We start from the raw sequence: 20,552 nt of genomic DNA, 5'->3' as shown, positions 1-20,552 counted from the left end.
TTTTGTGGTTGAATTTTATTATACTTTTTAAAATTGTAAATTACTTAGGTAGTATTATATAAATATATTTTCATCCATAGACGATCTATTATAGGCTGTTTAGCAATATTCATCTTTAAATAGAGAATTTAATTAATAGCTTGATATGCGTATTTCGCTTGCATTTGATGTACATGGTACTTTGGTCGACGCTTCTAGTGTAATTGATATATTGGAAGAATGTATTGGTTCACAAGCGAGCGAAGTATTGGATACTTGGAAATATAAACAGCGTGAATATGCTTTTCGTCATAGACTGATGGAAGAGGATGTGAATTTTACGGTTTGTTCTGAACAGGCTTTGCAATATGCTTGTTTGTACCATAAAGTAGATATAAAAGATGAGGAAAAGGCTGCGATTATGGATTACAGTAAAGCCTTGCCCGCATACCCTGAAGCCCTTGATGCTCTGAAGGCATTGAAGCAACTAGGGTTTCGCTTGTTTGCTTTTTCCAATGGACCACAAGAAGAGGTTAGGAGTTTGTTAATACAGGCTGGCTTGGCATCCCAATTTGAAAATATATACAGTGTTCAGGGTACAAAGACCTTTAAACCTGATCCAGAGGTATATGAGAATTTTTTAAGATATAATCATACAGGGCATCAATTTACTTGGTTTATTTCAGGTAATTCTTTCGATATTATCGGAGCAAAGAATGTTGGGCTTAAGGTCGTATGGGTGCAACGATCTCCAGATATCGTGATGGATCCTTGGGGTATAGAGCCTGATTTGACTGTTAAGGTGCTAACTGATCTGATAGCTTTTTTTAAGGATAAAATTTGAGGTAATTATTTTTAATGACCTAGGATTGAACTTTTTAAATAATAGGTGTGATTAAATCTTATATATAAGGGAACCTTTTGTCCTGAAGCTCGCTTTTATTAAGAAAGTTTATTGTCTGGAAATCTTTACCGAGAGGGTAGATGATTTCCTTGGTACGTATTGTTGAAATAAATGGTGTTATCTAATTTGAGAAATGTTTTTTAGGAAAAAGATATTCTTTTTTAGTGTTGATTTTCAATTGTTTATCAATTTTCTGGTGATTTAATTTTACAATATATCTGTATTGAGGAACTTATTTAATCTTTTGGCGATTGAATGTTCATTCGGTTTTAAGAAGAAGTGATTAATGAGTAAAAAAGAACAAATATTAGCGGCTACCCTTGAGTTGATCGGAGATCATGGTTTTCATGGATGTCCTATGAGTATGGTTGCCAAGAACTCAAAAGTAGCTGCAGGAACCATTTATCATCATTTTGAAAATAAGGATGATCTTATTTTGGAACTTTACTACTATGTAAATCAAAAACTGGTAGATGTTGCAGAAAAAGGTGATGATCCTGATAAAGAATTTAAGTCCCGTTTTATGGATTTTTGGCATAATCTTAAAAGCTTCTATCTGAAGGAGCGGTCTATCCATGGCTTTATTGAGCAATTTATGAATTCACCATATAATTCAGAGGAAGTACAAATGGGAGAAAATAAATGGCATGAATGGTTGAATGATTTTTTCACAGAAGGTATAGAATGCGGTGTTTTAAGATCGGGAGTAAAACCTGCGATTTTAGCGATTTTGGTACATGGAAGCGTAGTCAGTTCAGTTAAAGTCAGTCTTAATCACGGGAAAAAAGTGCATAGGGATCAGCTCGACCTAGGAGAAATAGCAGAAATAGTATGGGATGGGATAAGGCACCAAGGTTAATATTTTAAGCCCCAAAATAATCCGAAAATTTAATAGAAAGAGATAGCCATGATCAATTTGGTCAAGGGCAGAGATCTATATTGTTGAATTGAAAAATCAAGTGTTTTAAGTATAAATTTTATGAGGATGAGTAAATATGTACTTCTGTACTTAGTTGCAGGAGCTTTATTATTTCCGAATGTCAGCTCAGGCCAGGAGGTCATGGGTAAGAGTGGTCAACTAGCCCTCACATTGGAACAGTGCATTCAGTATGCCCTGGACCATGGACCGGGAATGCAACAAGCGTTTTTGGATGAAAAAATTGGAGATCGTGAAATTAAGTCAAGTTTGTCAGGTTGGTATCCTCAGGTTTCTGCCAATGCTTCAGCTAATAATAATATCAAATTGCAGCAACAGCCAATTGGAGGGGAGTTGATTACTTTTGGTCAGAAGTATAATTCAGGAATTTTGCTTCAGGTAGACCAGCAGATCATAAACCGGGACCAGATATTTGCTGGAAGAACATCTAAGTATATTAGGAAACAGTATGAACAAAATATTGAGAATGTTGAAATAGCCACCGTAGTAGATATAAGTAAGGCTTATTACGATATTCTATTGACTTTTGAACAACTCAAAATATTGGATGAAAATCTTCTGAGACAGGAAAAACAGTACAATGATGCAAAAAGTAGGTTTGAATCTGGTTTGGTGGATAAAACGGATTATCAGCGGGCAGCAATAACCCTTTCGAATATAAAAAGTGACCAGCGCAGGGCCAAGGAAAGTGTTCATGCTAAAAAAGCTTTCCTTAAGCAATTAATGGGATATCCTTCTGATGAGGATATAGCATTAAGCTATGATTATAATAAAATGGAGACAGAGGCTTTGGCTGATACAAGTAGAAACTTGAGACCAGAGGAAAGGATAGAATATAGACAGATCCAAACCGAAGAGAATCTGGCTCAGTTGAATACTGGATATCAAAAATGGGCTTATCTACCTAAAATCTCTGCGAGCTATAACTACAACTGGAACTATTTTAACAATTCGATTTCTAAACTGTATGCACAAAGTTATCCGACATCAACATTGGGCTTGACATTGGCATTCCCCATCTTCCAAGGAGGAAAACGCCACCAGGAAATCCGAATCGCAGAACTTCAACAAGAGAAAATCAAGGTAGCTAAAAATGATTTGGAAAAGCAGATTAACACTGAATACCAAACTGCTTTGGCCAAATATAAAAGTGATTTGTTTGAATGGAAAACAATCAAATCCAATATGGAATTGGCAGAGGAAGTATATGATATCATCAAATTACAATATGATGAAGGGATAAAAGCCTATGTGGATTTGATTGTGGCTGAAACTGAACTCAGGACAGCTCAACTTAATCATTACAACGCCATGTACAACTTACTATCAAGTAAAATAGATCTTGATAGGGCATTAGGAAATATAGAGATATAAAACAATGAGAATAATTAAGCGGGAAATGAAACAGTTTTTATGGATAATTTTTAGCGCCGGTATTGCGGGAGTAATAAGTTCTTGCGGATCTGAGGCTACGACACAGTCAAATAATCAGCCATCGGCGGTCGCGGTAAAAGCCACAAAGGTTATTAGTGAGCATGTAACAGGCTTGGATGTTTATCCAGGTACAGTTGTACCGTTGAATGAAATCCAAATTAGACCCCAGGTCAGTGGATATATAACAAATATTTTTGTTGAAGACGGACAGCAAGTCTCCAAGGGACAGGCATTGTATGAAATAGACAGAAGTAAGTATCAGGCGGCTTATGAGCAGGCCAAGGCCAATTTAAAAAGTGCCGAGGCACATCTAGAGCGTGTAAAAAAAGATTTAGCGCGATACAAGGTTTTGGACCAAAAAGAAGCTATCGCCAAGCAGCAATTGGATTATGCCGAAACGGATATTTTGACTGCTGAATCACAGGTTGCTTCTGCGGAAGCTCAGGTAAAGAGTGCAGAAACAGATTATAATTATTCGGTCATCAGAGCACCTTTTTCAGGTACAATTGGGATTTCCCAAGTTCGATTGGGAGCACAGGTTAGTCCAGGGCAAACCTTATTGAATTCCCTTTCTTCAGATAATCCGGTTTTGGTTGATTTTGTGATCAACGAAAAAGACATCAGGCGATTTAGTAAAATGATAAAATCTGAAAATCTTGCGGATTCGACTTTCACAATCCAATTCGGTAAGAATGATATTTACCCCTATCCGGGAAAGCTGACCACAATGGACAGGGCAGTGGGGAGACAATCAGGAACCATCAATTTACGGGTTGAATTTCCTAATCCTGATAAAGAATTAATTGCCGGAATGACCATTAACCTTCAAGTGCTCAACCAAGATATAGGTGAGCAAGTTACCATTCCATTTAAATCAGTTACTGAGCAAATGGGAGAATATTTTGTATACGTGATTGACGAGGAGAGTACTGTTCATCAGCAGAATGTTATACTGGGGACAAAATTTGGGACGGATATCGTGATTAGAAATGGTCTTAAGCCAGGTCAGCAAATAGTGGTGGAAGGAATACAGAAGCTTCGCGAAGGTGCAAAAGTAAGATTGGAAGGGACAGCACAAGCAAGCAAATAAACGCTCAAAGAAGAAAATTTTATGATATCAGAAGTTTTTATTAAGCGCCCTGTGATGGCGATGGTGATCTCTATAGTCATATTGCTAGTAGGATCCATAGCCATCGTAAATTTACCGGTGACACAGTACCCTGATATTACCCCTCCGGTGGTATCAGTATCAGCCAATTATACAGGTGCCGATGCTCAGACAGTTGAGCAAACAGTGGCCACGCCCATAGAAACCCAGATTAATGGTACTCCAGGTATGGCCTATATCAGTAGTAATAATACCAGCACGGGTCAGATGAACATGAATGTTACATTTGATGTGGGGACTGATATTGATATTGCTACACTAGATGTTCAGAATAGGGTGAGTATTGCAGAGCCTACGCTTCCCGAAGCTGTAAAACGCCTTGGGGTCGTGGTAAGAAAGCGGAATCCAAGTATCATGATGGTGATCAGTATGTATTCTCCCAATGGAACCCATGATACCAAGTTCCTTTCTAACTATACCAATATATTTATCAAAGATGCCCTATTGAGGGTAAAAGGTGTAGGGGATATCAATGCTATTGGTCAGGATTTTAGTATGCGAGTTTGGTTGAAGCCTGATAAATTAGCACAATATAATATTTCTTCAAGGGAAGTTTCTGCTGCTATTCAAGAGCAAAATTTACAAGTAGCAGCAGGTACCGTTGGAGGTATGCCTCAAATTGAAACGCAAACATTCGAATATCCAATTACCGTAAATGGCAAGTTGGAAAGAAAAGAAGACTTTGAGGATATAGTGGTAAGGACAAATCCAGAGGATGGGACATTGGTCTACCTTAAGGATATTGCCAGAATAGAGTTTGGTGAATTTGACTATGGAAGATTTTCATTGGTAAATGGAAAGCCTGCAGCTATCCTTTTGGTTTATCAAGCCCCTGGAAGTAATGCCCTGGAAACAGCAGAGGGGATTTATAAGGCATTGGATGAAATGAAAGCATCCTTTCCAGCCGATATGGATTATGTGGTGCCTTTCGAATCTGTTTCTGTGGTCCAGGTATCTATTGATGAAGTATTACATACCTTGGTAGAAGCCCTTATTTTGGTGATTATTGTAGTATTCCTCTTTTTGCAAAACTGGAGAGCTACCCTTATTCCAATATTGGCCATTCCAGTTTCTATTGTGGGTACATTTGTGTTCTTTATTCCATTGGGCTTTACTGTAAATACCCTTACCATGTTTGGTTTTGTTTTGGCCATTGGTATTGTGGTGGATGATGCCATTGTGGTGGTGGAAGCAGCACAGCATTATCTAGATACCCAGCGCATTTCAGCCAAAGAAGCTACCATGAAGGCGATGAAGGATATTACGGCACCGGTAATTGCTATTGCTTTGATTTTGGCGGCTGTATTTATTCCTGTCGGCTTTATTCCTGGAATTGTTGGTAGGATGTATCAGCAGTTTGCCATTACTATTGCCATTTCTGTATTGCTTTCAGCCTTTGTAGCGCTGACTTTGACACCTGCTTTGTGTAGCTTATTGCTTAAGCCGACTTCGATCAATAAGGATTCTAAAGGACTAAATAGATTCTTTTATAAGTTTAATACTTGGTTTGAAAACGTTACAGCTTCTTATGGAGCGGGAGTGAAAAAAAGCATTAAAGCTACACCATTAGTACTTATTCTTTTGGTTTGTCTTTATGCTGGTACTTTCGGTCTTTTCCAATCAAAACCAACAGGTTTCTTACCGACAGAGGATGAGGGAAGGTTGTTTGTCTCTCTTGAATTACCAGAAAGTTCATCCACATCCAGGACCCGGGCCATAATGGATCAAATGTCCGAAATGATTACTTCCACAGATGGGATAAGGAATGTTACAGGAATTGGAGGTTTGAATGCGATTAACTTTTCCTTTAAATCCAATAGTGGTACCTTCTTTATTCAGATGGATCCATGGGAAGAAAGAAAAGACCCTTCCCAACAGCTTTTTGGTTTGATAGGACAATTGAATCAAAAGTTTGCGGCCATTAAAGAGGCCAATATAGTGGTTGTTCCACCTCCTGCAATTCCTGGTTTAGGTCAAACAGGAGGGTTCAGCTTTATGTTGGAACAGCGTGCAGGAGGAGATGTTAAGGAATTTGAACAAGTACTTGGACAATTCTTGGCCGCAGCCAACCAAAGACCTGAAATAGCCATGGCCTATAGTTTCTTTACTGCCAAAACCCCTGGTTATCATGTGACTGTGGATAGGGAGAAAGCAAAGAAATTAGGCGTAGCAATTTCGGATGTATTTTCGACGATGTCGACCTATATGGGGAGTTCCTATATCAATGATTTTACCAGGTATGGCCGTAATTTCCGTGTGGTAGCACAAGCGGACACCACATATAGAATGGATATAGAGGACTTAGGGCAGTATTATGTGATGAATGGTAAAGGAGAGTCTGTTCCATTAGGCGCCTTGGTAGATTATGAAGTAGTAGAAAATGCCTCGGTTATAAGCCACTACAACTTGTTTAGGTCTACAGAGGTAAACGGTAACGCAGCTGCAGGGTACAGTAGTGGGCAGGCCTTGGCTGCTTTGGAAGAAGTGGCTGCCGATGTTCTACCTGCTGGCTATGGTTATGATTTCTCTGGATTGAGTAGGGAGGAATTGTCATCTGGAAATACAACTATTTTGATCTTTGCATTATCTATTATTTTAGTGTCCTTATTGTTGGCTGCCTTATATGAAAGTTGGTCGGTGCCATTTTCAATATTATTGGCACTCCCTTTGGGCGCTTTTGGAGCGATATTGGCCCTTACTTTCTTACCAAAGCTTGATAATAATGTTTATGCTCAAATTGGTTTGGTAACCTTGATAGGTCTGGCTGCTAAAAATGCTATTTTGATTGTGGAATTTGCCAAAGAAAGAGTAGATGCAGGTATGCCGTTACTGCCAGCAACTATTGAGGCTGTAAAACTAAGATTAAGGCCGATTGTAATGACTTCGTTAGCCTTTATATTGGGAGTAGTGCCTTTGGCACTTTCAAATGGGGCTGGTGCTGTGGCTAGGCAGACGATAGGTTGGACAGTGATTGGAGGAATGTTGGCTGCTACCTTTTTAGCTATTTTTGTTGTGCCCGTGTTGTATGTGGTCATAACGAAAATAGCTTATGGAAAGAAAAACCTTAAGGCATTGGAGAAAAGAGAAGCAGTGAAAGTATAAAAAGAGCAATTTTTAAAGTTTTAACAAAGCCTAAAGGCCAGGTGTCTTTAGGCTTTTTTTTATATTTTTATTAAAAAAAATGATTTTTAAATACATAAATATGTATATTATTTTTATATTTATATAAGATTGAATTAGAGAAGGCCTTACTGATAAACAACAGATCGTTTTTGCTTTTACTCTGATATAGCAATAGAAATATTCTGGAATGATACTTCCATTCCAGTATTTTTTATTTGAAAGGGGGACTTAAATGTGAAGAATAAACAATTGGCTGATAAATAAATCTCCAAAGTGAAACAAAGGAATTATGGGGGAAATCATATCACATCATGGAATGGCAACAAACAAAAAACACTCAAAATTAGAGAAGAACCACTCCGATCACGACGAACTTTTGATAAAAGATGCGCTTTTCGTTCGTGATAAAGGTTGCCTAAGACGGGTTAAGTTTAAAAATATTCTTTGGCTAAAGGGGGATGGGAACTATACTACTTTAGTAACCAAAGATAAGGTGTATTCCCTCAGGAATATTCTGAAGGAATTTGAGGCGATATTGCCAGAGGATGAATTTGTCAGGATCCACAAATCTTATCTAGTTCGATTAGATAAGATATCTACAATTTCGCCTAAGGAAGTCACCATAGAAACAGAAAACGTACCAGTTGGAAGAACCTATTACCAAAAATTAATCCATGGAATTAATAAGTTAGGTTCAGGTGCATAATCTTGTTCTATTTTTTGAGATGCCATAATAAACTACTGTCACCGTAACTCAAGAACCTATAGTCTTGGGACAGGGCCTCTTTGTATATATTTTTCCAGCGATTTTTTGTAAAAGCAGCCACTAAAAGTATTAATGTAGATCCAGGTTGGTGAAAGTTGGTCAGTAAACCATTACAAACTTTGAAATGGTAACCAGGCATAATGAAAATTTCAGTGCTTCCGGTAATTTCTTCTAGATTCTCCTCTTCCATGAAGTCTAATATTGCATTGAGACTTTCTTTAAGGCTGGCCTTTATGGAGTGGTTTTGGTAAGGGTAGAGTTTTGGGATGAGGAATAATTTGTCCTCCTCGTTCAATAATTTAACTCCAAACCAATAAATGCTTTCGAGGGATCTCATGGAGGTGGTACCTACCGCTATAATGTTTCCATCGTGAGCCAGGAGGTTTTTAATATTTTCTTTTCTGACCACAACCTGCTCACTATGCATAGGGTGTTCAGTGACGTTTTCATCCTTGATTGGCTGGAAGGTGCCGGCACCTACATGGAGGGTTAAATATTCCTTCTTTATTCCTTTTTCTGAAAGTTGATTTAAGACATCATCTGTAAAGTGAAGTCCTGCAGTTGGAGCAGCTACAGCTCCTTCTTTTTGGGAATAGACAGTTTGATACCTAGGTTTGTCTTCAGAGGTCGCTTTTCTGTTTAAATATGGAGGCAGAGGGACTTCTCCGGAGGCTTCCACTATGGATGCAAAAGGAATGTGCATGGCATCCCAGGAAATCTTTACATGTCTGGATGTACGATCTTCTAAAGTGGCTGAGACTTTTACCTCTTTATCATTGATGATGGCTAAACCTTCAAGCACTTCATCATCTTTCCATTTTTTTAAATTACCAATCATGGCCTCCCAGATAACAGGCCCTTCATGGATCATTACTTCATTGATGACTTGGTTTGGAGCTATAGGCTGTAATAGAAAGATCTCGATTTTTGCACCTGAAGTCCTTTTAAAGATCAATCTAGCAGGGATGACCTTTGTATTATTGAATACCATCAAAGAATCATTTGGAAGAAGCTCAGGGAGGTCATAAAATCGATGATGGTCGATTTCTCCTTTTTCAAAATGAAGCAACTTGGAATGGTCCCTTTTTTCGAGTGGGAATTTGGCAATTCTTTCGTCTGGTAATTCGTATTGGTAATCAGATAATTTGATTTCTGGCCTGCTTTCCATAAGGAGAATAATATCGGTAGTTTGGTATTCTTAATGAAGAAGAAGAAAGAAATTTGTACAATTCCTTTAGTTTTGCTCTTCAGGAGTGCAAATATAATTGTTTAGAAATAGCAGAAGAAAAAAACATGTCAAATACACTTAGGTTGAATGCGGCTTATAAGAAGCATCGCTTGGATTTTCGCTTTGATGCAGGCACCTCCAGAGGCGTGTTAAAAAGTAAGGATACGTATTTTATTTGGGTAAGCAAAGCAGGTGAGCATGAACAAAAGGGGTGGGGAGAGGCTGGACCACTACCTAAATTGAGTATTGATGATATTCCCAATTTTGAGGAAGTTTTGGCTGCTTATATTGAAGTTTTTAAAGAAAAGGAGGTTCCTTGGTCTCAGCAGGGAATATTGGATTTTTGCCAAAAAAATATCTCTGAGGCACATCCAAGTATTCGTTTTGCATTTGAGACAGCCATGCTGGATTTGCTAAATGGAGCAAAAAAGAAGATATGTGAGAATCCTTTTTATTCTGAAAATAGAGCGATTGATATTAATGGCTTGATTTGGATGGGAAATGCCGACTTTATGTTAAGGCAAATAGAGGAAAAACTTAAGGCCGGTTATTCATGCATAAAAATGAAAATTGGCGCAATAGATTTTGATCAGGAATTATCACTATTAGGCCATATTCGGAAAAGTTTTAGTGCGGCCGAGATTGTTCTAAGAGTAGATGCCAATGGAGCATTTAGCCCTGAAGATGCTTTGGAAAAGCTGGATCGTTTGGCGAAGTTTGATTTGCATAGTATTGAACAGCCTATTAGGGCTGGACAAATAGAAAGTATGGCTAAACTTTGTGAGCAAAGCCCTTTGGATATAGCTCTTGATGAAGAGTTAATAGGGGTAAGTAAATATAGTGATAGAAAACGGTTGTTGGAGATTATTAATCCTCCCTATATTATTCTGAAACCTAGCTTGGTAGGGGGGATCAAGGACAGTATGGAGTGGATAGAATTAGCAGAGCAATTTGGTATAGGATGGTGGATGACTTCTGCTCTTGAAAGTAATATTGGTTTGAATGCAATAAGCCAATTAACGGCTAGTTATCATACGGAATTGCCACAGGGGCTAGGTACAGGACAGTTGTACCATAATAATATTCCTTCTCCATTGGCGGTTAAGGGTGGAAAAATATATTATAGGCCTGATGAAACTTGGGGTATGGTATAAAAAAAAAGCTGCTATTAAAAAGCAGCTTTCGGTAATGTCATTAAATGCTATATCTTATGATAATTTTACATTCACTGCATTAAGACCTTTTCTTCCTTCTTTAAGGTCGAAAGTAACGTCGTCATCTTCTTTGATTTCGTCTACCAATCCTGAGATATGAACGAAGTATTCTTTAGAAGACTCATCGTCAATGATAAAGCCGAATCCTTTAGATTCATTAAAAAATTTAACTTTTCCTGTGTTCATGATAATAATAATAAATGATAATATTAATTGATTTGCTCCAAAGGTAATGATACTTTTGACATAATAAACATGCAGCTAAAATTTTTTTTTGTTTTTATGACAATATTTAATATTTACTACATACGAATAACGGTTACGTAAAACCAATTATTATTTTTAATAATCTAAAAGACGATATGTTTTGTATTGCTTATGAATGCTTCACCAATGAATGGGGAGGTGTAGGGGAGCGGAATTAAGTTATTATTGGGTGGTAAATCATTAGGGTTGATGATGAAACCATAATGATAAAATTTTATTATTTACTATCAGTCAGTTGTTTATGGTATTGTTCTTTTGGTAAGTATATATCAAAAGTCATCAAGTTTAGTTTGAGATTTAGCAAAGATTTACACCATGAAAAATTAAAATAAAAAAGGGTGTATAACTGAAAATCAAAGTTATCCATCCTTTTTTATGTTTGCCTTGATCAAAATACTTATTTCATCATAAAGAAATAAACTGGTTTATGGATAGTGATTTTGCCATCTAACTGTTTTATGATTCCTGTATTGGGATTTCGCTTAAAAGCGTAGATATCATTGGAGTCTTGGTTGCCAGAAAATAGGTATTCTCCATCTGGTGAAATGCCGAAATTTCTGGGGTTATTGCCTCCTGAGGATACCGTCTGGATCTTGTCTAGTACTCCTGTGTTTTCATCTACTTTAAATACGGTGATTTCATTGGCATCACCTCGGTTTGATGCATATAGGTATTGGCCGTCTTGAGAAATTCTGATTTCCGCAGCACCTAGAGCGCCGTCAAAGTCTTTAGGGACTAAAGGATAAGTATCTAGGTGAATGATCTTGTTATCTTCTAAGTTATAATCGTAAAGCCCGACTTCGGAGGTCATTTCATGAATCAGGTATATTTTGTCACCTGTTTTATTGAATACCAAGTGCCTTGGCCCTGATCCTGGTTTTACCTCAAAAAATGACGGTGAAGATGGACTTAGTGGCTTTTCATTTGATGGGTCAAAATCGTATATATTTACTTTGTCAGTACCTAGATCACCAACAAAAACCTGTTTTCCGTTGGGGTGAAAGACCAAACTGTGAACGTGAGGACCTTCCTGACGACTAGGGTTTATCCCTTTGCCTGAGTGGTTGATTTCTTGAACAGCTTCTGCAAGAGAACCATCCTCATTGATTGGGATTACGGCAAGATCTCCACTGCCGTAATTTCCTGCCAAAATATATTTTTCGCTTGGATCAAGGGTGATATAACACGGACCGCTTCCTAGTGTTGATGAGCTATTGATTTTTGTGAGTATATTATTATTCTCATCATAGCGGTATGAGCATACGCTTCCTCCTTCTTCCCCACCAATTTCCTGAACTGAAAACAATAAGTCCCCTTTTTTGTTTGACACGACAAAAGATGGGTTTTTAACCCCTCCAAAAAGTAAAAGTGAGTCAAATTTATCAGTGTCGGGATGGTAACCAATTAAATGGATGCCCTGCTCAGGATTTGAAGTGTAAGTGCCCAGCCAGAATTTGATCATAGGAGTGGTCTTTTCATTATCAGTAGTGTTTTGCTTCGTCTGCTGTCCGCAAGACCAAATACTTATGAATACGAAGAAGGTTAATGGTTTTATAAGAGTTTTCAAAGCTTTGATTGATTAGTATGAAATCCTGAAGATAAATATAAATTATGATTGCACCTAGGCATAGAACTTGTGGAAAAAATGATAAATTTATGAGTAGCTTTTTGTATTGATTAAATTTTAGTGAATTTAATAAAATAGATACCATTGATTAGTAAATTACATTTTTGATAAAAAAGGGTGATTGATTGAAAAAATGTCGGAAAAACGGCTAGTTTTTTGATTAAAAGTCAAAGAAAAGTCGGTTTTTATGAATAATTTTCTGTAGATTGCAGTGTTTTTGATCAAAATGTATTTGTGCTATCATGTTTTGATTAAGTTGAAATTTTAATAAAACATTACTTTAAACCATGTCAAATACCTACCAGACTGAGGTGGCCAAAAGGTTTACCATTTATAACAGTTTATTTCTTGATTTACCTTTCGATGATATATACCGTACGGGTACATTGCTCCCGATATTGTCATCAGCCTGTCAAAAGGGGTTTGAGGAAGGTAAAACACCCAAAGAGATTATTAACCAGTTTTTTGAGGGCATGATGTCTTCTCATTCAGTTAAAGAGAAGCACAATTTATTGTTCCAATTGGTTCAATATGTGGAAAGACAGGTTGTATTGTTTGATTCAATTGAGGACGCTGCTTTTGAAAAAATCAATGATGTAAAAGGTCAAGGGACCATGAACGCATTGATATCAAGGGCTGAAAGCGATAAAAAGAAAGAAGAGCTGATAGAAAAGTTAAGGACTTTTTCTATAAGGCTTACTTTAACTGCTCACCCCACTCAATTCTATCCAGGAAATGTACTTGCCATTATTACTGATCTGGAAACAGCTATCAGGAATAATGACTTGGGAAGTATAGATTCCTTATTAAGACAATTGGGTAAAACTGCATTTATTAACAGAGAAAAGCCTTCTCCATATGAGGAAGCAGTTAGTCTTTGCTGGTTTTTAGAGCATGTATTCTACAAGAGTATTCCAGATATCCTAGCTCGAGTATTGAGAAAATTGGATATCCCTCTACATGAATGGGACAACCCTGATTTGCTGAAAGTTGGATTCTGGCCAGGAGGTGATAGGGATGGCAATCCTTTTGTCACACATCAGATTACCATGAGTGTAGCAGATAAGCTTCAAGAAACTATTTTGAAATGTCTGTACAGAGATATTAGAAAAGTTAGAAGAAGACTGACTTTCCAAGGAGTAGAGCCATTAATGCTAGAGGCTGAGAAAGGAATTTACAAAACCCTTTTCAGTGGCGAAAAAGTATTCAAATCCAAGGAAGAACTTCTGGAGGTATTGCTTAAGGCTCGAGATATCATCATTGAGAAGCATGATGGATTGTTCTTGGATCTTTTAGATGAGTATATCCTTAAAGTAAACGTCTTTGGTTTCTACTTTGCAAGTATGGACATGAGGCAGGACAGCCGTAAGCACGAGGCTTTATGGAAAGAAATCATTGAGGTAACCGAAGGAAAGGATGCTTTAGCTGCTTATGAAGCTGCTTCAGAGGAAGAGAAGATCCAGAAGATCCTTAACTTCAAAGAATTGCCAAGTCCTAAAAGTCTCAAAGATGAGTTTCACCAGGAGATGTTGGAGAGTATTGCTTCCATTAGCTATGTTCAGGATAATAATGGCACAGAAGGGCTTCATAGATATATAATTTCCAACTGTCAATCGGCGCTACATATACTTCAGGTATATCAGCTGAACAAACTGACACTGGCCCCAAAAGGAGATCTTAAATTAGATATTGTTCCTTTATTTGAGACTATTGATGATTTAGCGGCTGCACCGGGAATTATGGAGCAGTTGTATACTAATCCAATCTATGCTAAGCACCTAAAATTAAGAGGAGGCAAGCAAACCATTATGTTAGGTTTCTCCGATGGAACCAAAGATGGAGGATATATTAGGGCCAACTGGTCAATTTTGAGAGCAAAAGAGGGCTTGACCTTAATGTCCAGAAAATATGATATTAGTGTCATATTCTTTGACGGTAGAGGAGGACCTCCTGCCAGAGGTGGTGGAAATATGCATAATTTCTATGCCTCTTTGGGAGATCAAGTAGAGAATGAAGAAATTCAGGTGACCATACAAGGACAAACTATTTCTGCGAATTATGGTAAGCCTGTTTCTTGTACCTACAATTTGGAGCAACTGCTGAGTGCAGGTTTGGAAAACCATTTGTATCCAACTGTGGATAATAGGTTGACGGAAGATCAAAAGGCAGTTATCGATGAAATGGCTGATATTAGTTATCAGGCATATAAAGAATTCAAAAGCCATCCGCAATTTGTTCCTTACTTGGAGAAAGTAACCCCTCTAAAATTCTTTGGGAAGACCAATATTGGTTCAAGACCATTGAAAAGAAGCAAGGGTGAGGGAATGAAGTTTGAGGATTTAAGAGCAATTCCATTTGTAGGCTCTTGGGCACAGATGAAACAAAATATTCCAGGTTTTTACGGTGTAGGAAAGGCCATTGAAGAAATGGAAAAAAGAGGTAAAAAAGATCAGGTAGTTAAGCTCTATCAAGACTCCTTGTTCTTTAGATCCCTAATGGGCAATTCTATGCAATCCTTGGCTAAATCTTTCTATCCAGCTACGGCTTATCTGAAAGATGATAAAACCTTCAGTGATTTCTGGGAGTTGATGCATGAAGAATATCAAAGATCATTTGACAGGATCTTGGAAGTATCTGGTATGAGCTCATTATTGGATGATAATGAAGTGAGCAAAAAGTCAATTGAAATCCGTGAAAAGATTGTTTTGCCATTGATCACTATTCAACAATATGCAATCCAGGAAATGCTAGATGCTGGAAAAGAAAATGCCATACTGCAGAAATTGATATTGAGAACAATGTTTGGAATTATCAATGCAGCTAGGAATGCCGCTTAAATTCTAGAATAAATAAGAAAAAAAAATCCCCGGATTTAAAACCGGGGATTTTTTTTATTTAAGGAATGAAGTGAGCATCCAATGATGAAGTTCTATACTCTTGATCATGGAGATCAACATATCTTCAGTAGCTGAGTCTCCAAGCTCTGCTACATTTTCAGCGCATTCATTCATGTTTTCGGCCAATATTTCAAAGTCCTTCAAAACCTCCCTGACCATTTCGTCGGAAGGCAAATCAGTACCGACCTCTTTGATTTCTGAATGTTCCAAGTATTCGCGGATAAGACTTAAAGGTGTCATGCCAAATACCCTGATTCTTTCGGCTATTAAATCAATATTTTCATATGACTCGGTATAAAGTTCCTCGAATTTATCATGGAGATCAAAGAAATCCCCTCCAGTAACATTCCAGTGGAAATTTCTTAGTTTTTGGTAGTGCACATGGTAATTGGCCAATAGTTTATTTAAGGAAGTAACTATTTTATCTGATTCCTCTTTGTTAAAACCTAATTTTTTGAAAACTCTTTTTTCTGTCTGAATCATTCTTGTTTTCTTTTTATGGTTCAAAATATAATTATTGGGTTTAATCCTGATAGAGGGTACAAGTAATTGTATCAATCTATACATCGATTTTTGCGGCAAAAATGAACCGCATAACTTGCTTATAAAAAAGCATATACTATGCCAAGGAATGTATATTGAGAATTATCTGTAAAATATTAGGAAGATTGTGAGGAATCTAAAATAAGGCAGGATCATTGGTTAAAAAGATCATGATGACGATATGGAAAGTTGAAAAATAAAAACCAAGTGTTAAGAATAGAGTGTTTGGTCTGGGTTATAATTATTTATGGAGGACCTGTCTCAAGCTTAGTCGAAGTATTTCACCCATATTCTTGCATTCCAGGAATGCACTGGTTTTATAATGTTTGGACAGATCTTTCTTGAGGTTGTCTATGTTTTCTGGGGTGGAAATGGTATCTCTTTCCATACTGAATAAGATGTCCTCAATCTCTTTGGTAGATGTTTTTAATCTATGAGCTATCAAAGCCCTTTCCTCACGTTGGTACTGCGCCATGGATTCCGGGGTAATATGTTTAATACCCAGTTGAATCAAGGTGTTGTTTTGTTTAAAATACTGGGGAAGATATACTGATTTTTTTCCTTCGTATGATTGTTGGTCAAAATCTATGGCCCTGATTCTGTAATGGATTTCTTCAAAATCAGGAGTTACGTCCACTACAAAATTGGAGGAATGCATATCGCCTAATAATCGTACAAAACACCTCTCATTGAATTTCACGAATTCCTTGGAAATACGAATAGGATTAAGTAACGGATCATGGATATGCTGTCTCATAAACTGTTCACCAGGAATTCCAGCAATATGTTCTTCTACAAGGGTGTCTTTATAGACCAAATAGCCCATTCTGTTTGGCGAAAGCAAATGTTCCAGCTCTAAACCATATACCCGTGAAGCATCGGCCATTTTTACATAGAAATAGTCAAAGTTGTCGTTAATCCGGTTAACTATTCTTACTCGGAAAGGTTGGGTATTCCCGTAAGTACAAATATCCACGCGATCAACATAGAGGTGTTGCATAACGCTCATATCGCCCTCTGCTTTCAGGATTGCATAAATTTTCTTGAGGTTATAATGAATGTCCTCTCGATCCTGCTCATTATAAAAAACTGTTTCCCATAAGGTGTCATTTCCTTTTGAGTCATAAAGGGAAATGGAGCTCACATACCTTAATAATTCTTTGTAATGGATAGGAATATCAATTTCCCGGCCATATTTAATCAGGTACTTTCTGAGCCCTTTATTAATCGGGTAGATATGTTTCTTTCTGTCAATCAATGTATTGGAGAGCTTTACGCATTAGTAACTTCAAATTCCTTTAATTGATTCTTTATTTTGCGATCAAATAGGAATGGGCCAAAGGGTAAAACTGATGCGATCAATGCAAATAGGGTTCTACGGAACGTCCAGTTTAATATAGATCTGGTCGGAAATACCAAATAAACATAAACCATAAATAGAATACCATGTGCCCAGCCTACATATTTTACAGCTAATGGCATGTCCATGGTGTATTTTAGAGGCATTGCTATGAATAATAATATTAGGAAAGATGCACCTTCAGCCATACTGATATATCTGAATCGCTTAAGCGTACTTATTTTTTTCTGATCTTGCATGTACTTGAATTTTAATTGGCCCTTTGTTATTTGTTAATATTGAAGAACACTTGAAGGCTTTTCCAAAGTTTCCTTTTTAGGTTTTCTTCCTCAAAAATTATTTGCAGGTCATCTGCAAATATGTATTCTACATCTTTTTCTGTGGTTACTTCATAGTTGGCTTCTTTTAGATGAACTAAAGGGTGGTTTAGTCGGCCAAAAACCAAAACCTTGTGCGGGTTAAGTTTCCCTACAGCTTTATGGTCCAAGGATTCTAGGTGCGTAGAAGAAACCAAGGCAATGTCCTTAAGGGAATGAGAGACTGCCCTTAAGATTTTCAGCAAAAAGTCTTTTAGTTCATCGGCCAATTCATCTCCTTGATAGATTACCATTAACCCTTTTTCGAATTCTCCATCATAATCGATTTTAGAGGATAGAGCAGCTTCGTTATTGTCTGCAACTGATGAATTGCTGTTCTGGTTTTCAGAGAGAGTCTCGTCTTTTATGTTTTCTGTGGGAGTATCCGCTTTGTATTTATTGAATTTGCGAGCCAGTAACAATTCTTTGGCTTCTTCGGGAATCAAGACAATGTCCTCCTCTATAAATAATCCAAGCTTAAATAGATCAATTTCTTCCATGTGGCTAAAATGATTAAAAATACATCGACAAACAACCAAACAAGCGCTATTTAGTTAGATATCCTATCAAAATATTTTCAAATAAAAACGGCGTTATTTTATTGGTTTTTACCTAAGGCATCCTCAAGACCAAATATGGATTTTAATTCTACAGCATCCTTAGGGTCCATTCTTTTGGCCAACACCAAGCGCAATTGCCTTCTTCTAAGTGCGCCAGCAAATAATTCATCTTCTTCAGGATTGGAAGGTTGGAGTTTTGGTACTTCTATGGGGCGGCCATTTTGATCTACAGCTACAAAAGTGAAAAAAGCCCTATGTGTTTTTGTCTTTATATTGGCAGGTATGTCTTCAGCCCACACCTCAATATATACTTCCATGGAGGAATTAAAGGAGCGGGTAACTTGAGCCTTAAGGGTAACCACATTCCCTAAAGCTATGGGATGTTGAAAAGAAATACTATCTGCAGAAGCGGTCACAACGATGCGATTGGAATGTTTTTGGGCAGCTATTGCGCCCACAATATCCATCCAATGCATTAATTTACCCCCCATGAGGTTGTTTAAGGTATTGGTATCATTGGGCAATACCATTTCCGTCATGATTACTTCAGACTCTTGTACTTTCTTTATCTTAGTCATTAAATGTTTGTTTTTTTACGAAAATAAAAAAATATTTATTTAAATACATTGATGTTTCAACTTAGAATTGGAATATTATTTTGTTTATTCCCATCCTTCTTTCCCCAATAACGGTACAAAAGCAAAATTGCTGTATGATTCTTGACTTACCTGTTTAGCCGTTTTTTTTATGAATTTCATCATTCTTTGAGTTTTTCTGTCACCAATGGGTATTACTAAAATCCCACCGATTTTAAGCTGTTTTAATAAGGAATTAGGGACTATTGGTGCTCCAGCAGTAACAATTATTTTATCAAAAGGAGCTTGTTCTGGCAAGCCCAAAGAGCCATCTCCATGATAGAAATTAATATTAACACCTATTTTAGGAAGGAATTTTTTCGTTCGCTGATATAGCTTTTTATTGTATTCAATTGAATGGACTTCTGCCCCAAGTAGGTATAAGATAGCCGCCTGATAGCCAGATCCTGTTCCTATTTCCAAGACCTTATCTCCTGGCTGGATATTGAGCAATTCGGTTTGAAAAGCTACTGTAAAGGGTTGGGATATAGTTTGTCCTTCACCTATTGGGAAGGCTTTGTCCTCATAAGCATGGGAATGCAATGCGCTGTCAAAGAAGAAATGCCGCGGTATGGTGCCTATGGCATTCAGCACTTTTTTGTCCATGATTCCCTTGTTTTCAATTGTTTTGACCAATGCTTTTCTTTGGCCTTTATGAGAATAGCTGTCCTCCAGTTTTAACATGCTCGATGAATGAACTTATTTTTAGTGAATCTTCTTTTTAATGCTAAGTTAATGGATTAAATGGCTTAATTTTAATTCTCAAAGGGCAATTTAGGTTATTGCCTGATATTATGAACATTAAATTTGCAGGCTTTCATGTTTACAGGTATTGTAGAAACCATGGGTGAGATAAAGGAAATTACCCAAGAAGGTTCAAATATCCATTTTGATATTCGTTCCTCCATAACAGGAGAACTAAAAATAGACCAATCTGTTGCCCATAATGGCGTTTGTCTTACTGTGGTTAAAGTTGAAGGTGAAAATTATAGGGTTACTGCTATTGATGAAACCCTTAAAAAGACCAGTCTAGGAGAGTGGGAGGTAGGAAAAAAAGTTAATCTGGAGCGTTGCATGCCTGCTGATGGACGATTTGACGGGCACATTGTTCAGGGGCATGTAGATCAAGTAGGGACGGTTGAGGGGATATCTTCCCAGGATGGAAGTTGGCTTTTTGATTTTTCTTTCGATGATAGAGGAGGGAACGTGACGGTAGAAAAAGGTTCTATTACCATCAATGGCACTAGCCTTACCTGTTTTAATTCGGCACCAGGTAAGTTTTCAGTTGCTATCATCCCATATACTTATGAGCATACCAATTTTCATCAACTGAAAGTAGGGGATAAGGTCAACCTAGAATTTGATATCGTCGGTAAGTATATCCAGAGAATGATTAAAGGATACGGTAATTGACATTTATGCTAAAATGCTAAGAGGCTGTCTCATAAGTCGATTTTTTTGTGCCATTCTGACGAAAGGAAGAATCTCATAGAGTTGATTCCCAACAACAAATAAATCAAGAGATTTCTCCTAACGTCGAAATGATATATTTTG

18 protein-coding genes are annotated in these 20,552 nt (G+C 37.3%); 9 read left to right on the top strand and 9 right to left on the bottom strand.

The window, feature by feature from the left end; translation table 11 throughout:
• The first annotated feature begins 145 nt into the window (after window positions 1-145).
• The 6 genes from H7U17_RS10305 to H7U17_RS10280 all read left to right on the top strand — a co-directional run bounded on the left by H7U17_RS10305 (window position 146) and on the right by H7U17_RS10280 (window position 8,251).
• Window positions 146-823, top strand: a complete 678-nt coding sequence (locus H7U17_RS10305; RefSeq protein ID WP_186756639.1) for a haloacid dehalogenase type II — start codon at window positions 146-148, stop codon at window positions 821-823.
• A 346-nt stretch (window positions 824-1,169) separates the two neighbouring features.
• Complete coding sequence (locus H7U17_RS10300; protein WP_186756638.1) at window positions 1,170-1,742, top strand: TetR/AcrR family transcriptional regulator; 573 nt, start codon at window positions 1,170-1,172, stop codon at window positions 1,740-1,742.
• A 126-nt stretch (window positions 1,743-1,868) separates the two neighbouring features.
• Window positions 1,869-3,194, top strand: coding sequence for a TolC family protein (locus H7U17_RS10295; RefSeq protein ID WP_230981365.1), 1,326 nt, complete (start codon window positions 1,869-1,871; stop codon window positions 3,192-3,194).
• A 4-nt stretch (window positions 3,195-3,198) separates the two neighbouring features.
• Entirely contained in the window at window positions 3,199-4,344 is a 1,146-nt protein-coding gene (locus H7U17_RS10290; RefSeq protein WP_230981364.1) for an efflux RND transporter periplasmic adaptor subunit, read from the top strand.
• 21 nt (window positions 4,345-4,365) lie between these two features.
• Window positions 4,366-7,524, top strand: a complete 3,159-nt coding sequence (locus H7U17_RS10285; protein ID WP_186756636.1) for an efflux RND transporter permease subunit — start codon at window positions 4,366-4,368, stop codon at window positions 7,522-7,524.
• A 310-nt stretch (window positions 7,525-7,834) separates the two neighbouring features.
• Complete coding sequence (locus H7U17_RS10280; protein ID WP_186756635.1) at window positions 7,835-8,251, top strand: LytR/AlgR family response regulator transcription factor; 417 nt, start codon at window positions 7,835-7,837, stop codon at window positions 8,249-8,251.
• 7 nt (window positions 8,252-8,258) lie between these two features.
• On the opposite strand, the gene H7U17_RS10275 is transcribed toward H7U17_RS10280, so the two are convergent.
• Window positions 8,259-9,479 (bottom strand): S-adenosylmethionine:tRNA ribosyltransferase-isomerase, encoded by a 1,221-nt coding sequence (locus H7U17_RS10275; protein ID WP_186756634.1) that lies wholly within the window; start codon window positions 9,477-9,479, stop codon window positions 8,259-8,261.
• 125 nt (window positions 9,480-9,604) lie between these two features.
• On the opposite strand from H7U17_RS10275, the gene H7U17_RS10270 reads away from it, so the two are divergent.
• Window positions 9,605-10,693, top strand: a complete 1,089-nt coding sequence (locus H7U17_RS10270) for an o-succinylbenzoate synthase (RefSeq protein ID WP_186756633.1) — start codon at window positions 9,605-9,607, stop codon at window positions 10,691-10,693.
• A 54-nt stretch (window positions 10,694-10,747) separates the two neighbouring features.
• Here the strand turns inward: H7U17_RS10270 and H7U17_RS10265 are convergent, their stop codons facing one another.
• Window positions 10,748-10,939: a cold-shock protein gene (locus tag H7U17_RS10265; RefSeq protein WP_186756632.1), complete on the bottom strand. Its 192-nt coding sequence runs from the start codon at window positions 10,937-10,939 to the stop codon at window positions 10,748-10,750.
• A 478-nt stretch (window positions 10,940-11,417) separates the two neighbouring features.
• Window positions 11,418-12,587: a lactonase family protein gene (locus tag H7U17_RS10260; RefSeq protein ID WP_230981363.1), complete on the bottom strand. Its 1,170-nt coding sequence runs from the start codon at window positions 12,585-12,587 to the stop codon at window positions 11,418-11,420.
• 347 nt (window positions 12,588-12,934) lie between these two features.
• Between H7U17_RS10260 and H7U17_RS10255 the strand changes: the two genes are divergently transcribed.
• Window positions 12,935-15,484: a phosphoenolpyruvate carboxylase gene (locus H7U17_RS10255; RefSeq protein WP_186756631.1), complete on the top strand. Its 2,550-nt coding sequence runs from the start codon at window positions 12,935-12,937 to the stop codon at window positions 15,482-15,484.
• Window positions 15,485-15,538: 54 nt separating this feature from the next.
• On the opposite strand, the gene H7U17_RS10250 is transcribed toward H7U17_RS10255, so the two are convergent.
• The 6 genes from H7U17_RS10250 to H7U17_RS10225 form a co-directional block, all read right to left on the bottom strand.
• The gene (locus tag H7U17_RS10250; RefSeq protein WP_186756630.1) at window positions 15,539-16,027 is read right to left on the bottom strand and encodes a Dps family protein; all 489 of its coding nucleotides are present in this window, start codon (window positions 16,025-16,027) and stop codon (window positions 15,539-15,541) included.
• A 301-nt stretch (window positions 16,028-16,328) separates the two neighbouring features.
• Window positions 16,329-17,345 carry a hypothetical protein gene (locus H7U17_RS10245; RefSeq protein WP_186756629.1) on the bottom strand — a complete coding sequence of 339 codons (1,017 nt, stop codon included), beginning with the start codon at window positions 17,343-17,345 and terminating at the stop codon, window positions 16,329-16,331.
• A 14-nt stretch (window positions 17,346-17,359) separates the two neighbouring features.
• Window positions 17,360-17,686, bottom strand: a complete 327-nt coding sequence (locus H7U17_RS10240) for a DUF3817 domain-containing protein (protein ID WP_186756628.1) — start codon at window positions 17,684-17,686, stop codon at window positions 17,360-17,362.
• Between the two features lie 26 nt (window positions 17,687-17,712).
• Window positions 17,713-18,303, bottom strand: a complete 591-nt coding sequence (locus tag H7U17_RS10235) for a hypothetical protein (protein ID WP_186756627.1) — start codon at window positions 18,301-18,303, stop codon at window positions 17,713-17,715.
• Between the two features lie 98 nt (window positions 18,304-18,401).
• Complete coding sequence (locus H7U17_RS10230; RefSeq protein WP_186756626.1) at window positions 18,402-18,941, bottom strand: acyl-CoA thioesterase; 540 nt, start codon at window positions 18,939-18,941, stop codon at window positions 18,402-18,404.
• Between the two features lie 84 nt (window positions 18,942-19,025).
• A complete protein-coding gene (locus H7U17_RS10225) occupies window positions 19,026-19,682 on the bottom strand; it encodes a protein-L-isoaspartate(D-aspartate) O-methyltransferase (RefSeq protein WP_186756625.1) in 657 nt (218 codons plus the stop codon).
• Window positions 19,683-19,817: 135 nt separating this feature from the next.
• On the opposite strand from H7U17_RS10225, the gene H7U17_RS10220 reads away from it, so the two are divergent.
• Entirely contained in the window at window positions 19,818-20,411 is a 594-nt protein-coding gene (locus H7U17_RS10220; RefSeq protein ID WP_186756624.1) for a riboflavin synthase, read from the top strand.
• Window positions 20,412-20,552: the final 141 nt, after the last annotated feature.

This window comes from Echinicola salinicaeni (assembly GCF_014280965.1).
GTDB classification, from domain to species: domain Bacteria; phylum Bacteroidota; class Bacteroidia; order Cytophagales; family Cyclobacteriaceae; genus Echinicola; species Echinicola salinicaeni.
The sequence above is the reverse complement of the archived record's forward strand: the minus strand, read 5'-3'. Positions and strand labels throughout refer to the sequence as shown.